Source organism: Longitalea luteola, from assembly GCF_017356035.1.
Classification (GTDB): domain Bacteria; phylum Bacteroidota; class Bacteroidia; order Chitinophagales; family Chitinophagaceae; genus Niastella; species Niastella luteola.
On sequence record NZ_JAFIQX010000029.1, the window covers coordinates 3148 to 5224 of the forward strand.

A 2077-nucleotide genomic window follows, 5' to 3' on the forward strand; every position below is an offset into this window, starting at 1 on the left:
TTGTTGTTTGTGGAGGATATCGGAGTCGAACCGATGACCCCTAGCTTGCAAAGCTAGTGCTCTAGCCAACTGAGCTAATCCCCCAGGGTTTAGCTCCAAGCTTTGGCTTTCATTCACTACTTACAGCTTGCAGCTTTTTAGTAGACCCGAGCAGATTTGAACTGCTGACCCCTACATTATCAGTGTAGTGCTCTAACCAGGCTGAGCTACGGATCTATACTTGATTTTGTAGCCCGATCCAAGTCTGTAGGATCTGTTATAGTCCCTCTATCGGGTTACTAGTTTAAAGAACTTTATTTAAATCTCTATGAAAGTTAAGTGAAGCAACAGCTAAAAAGTTATTTTTAGCGCTTTCTCTAAAAAGGAGGTATTCCAGCCGCACCTTCCGATACGGCTACCTTGTTACGACTTAGCCCCAGTCACCAGTTTTACCCTAGGCGGCTCCTTGCGGTTACCGACTTTAGGTACACCCGGCTTCCATGGCTTGACGGGCGGTGTGTGCAAGGTCCGGGAACGTATTCACCGTATCATTGCTGATATACGATTACTAGCGATTCCAGCTTCATGCAGTCGAGTTGCAGACTGCAATCTGAACTGAGAAGGGGTTTTTGGGATTAGCTCCTTGTCGCCAAGTGGCAGCCCTTTGTCCCCTCCATTGTAGCACGTGTGTAGCCCTGGGCATAAAGGCCATGATGACTTGACATCATCCCCTCCTTCCTCGCGTCTTACGACGGCAGTTTCATTAGAGTTCCCAGCTTTACCTGATGGCAACTAATGATGGGGGTTGCGCTCGTTGCGGGACTTAACCCAACACCTCACGGCACGAGCTGACGACAGCCATGCAGCACCTTACTAGATGTGTATTGCTACAAAGTGAGCTTTCACCCACGGGCATCTAGCATTCTAGCCCAGGTAAGGTTCCTCGCGTATCATCGAATTAAACCACATGCTCCACCGCTTGTGCGGACCCCCGCCAATTCCTTTGAGTTTCAACCTTGCGGTCGTACTTCCCAGGTGGGATACTTAATGCTTTCGCTCAGACACACACTGTGTATCGCGTATGTCGAGTATCCATCGTTTAGGGCGTGGACTACCAGGGTATCTAATCCTGTTTGATCCCCACGCTTTCGTGCCTCAGTGTCAATGATCGTGTAGCAAGCTGCCTTCGCTATCGGTGTTCTATGTCATATCTAAGCATTTCACCGCTACATGACATATTCCGCTTACCTCCACGATATTCAAGACTAATAGTATCCACGGCAGTTTCCGAGTTAAGCTCGGAGATTTCACCACGGACTTACTAGCCCACCTACGCACCCTTTAAACCCAGTGAATCCGGATAACGCTTGCACCCTCCGTATTACCGCGGCTGCTGGCACGGAGTTAGCCGGTGCTTATTCACTTGGTACCGTCAACCACCGAAGAATCAGTGGGTTTCTTCCCAAATAAAAGAAGTTTACAATCCAGAGGACCTTCATCCTCCACGCGGCATGGCTGGTTCAGACTTGCGTCCATTGACCAATATTCCTTACTGCTGCCTCCCGTAGGAGTCGGGCCCGTGTCTCAGTGCCCGTGTGACTGGTCGTGCTCTCACACCAGTTACTGATCGTAGGCTTGGTGGGCCGTTACCCCGCCAACTACCTAATCAGGCGCACGCCCATCTTTAAGCGTCGGAACTATAATCATAAAACGATGCCGTCTCATGATGTTACGTGGTATTAATCCGGGTTTCCCCGGGCTATCCCACACTTAAAGGAAGGTTGCGTACGTGTTCCGCACCCGTTTGCCGGTCGCCATCAGTGTATTGCTACACCATGCTGCCCCTCGACTTGCATGTATTAAGCCTGCCGCTAGCGTTCATCCTGAGCCAGGATCAAACTCTCCATTGTAAATGAGTTTTGATCACTAACTTTTAATTCTCTCAAAAAGAAAATCAACGTTTGTGAATCTGTTAATTTTTTCGAGTCGCTAAATCTTACCTTGAATTACTTGAAAGTTATTCAAGTGCTGTTGCTTCCAAACTTTCAAAGATCTTTAATATCGTATGTTATCTTTCCTTTACCTCTCTGTCTCTCTC

General features: G+C 48.3%; 2 tRNA genes and 1 rRNA gene. All 3 read right to left on the bottom strand.

Going from position 1 to position 2077, the window contains the following annotated elements:
- Positions 1-10 precede the first annotated feature (10 nt).
- A tRNA-Ala gene (locus tag JUB15_RS28240) sits at positions 11-84 on the bottom strand.
- 57 nt (positions 85-141) lie between these two features.
- A tRNA-Ile gene (locus tag JUB15_RS28245) sits at positions 142-216 on the bottom strand.
- Between the two features lie 144 nt (positions 217-360).
- Positions 361-1889: ribosomal RNA gene (locus JUB15_RS28250) — 16S ribosomal RNA — on the bottom strand.
- Between the last annotated feature and the right edge of the window lie 188 nt (positions 1890-2077).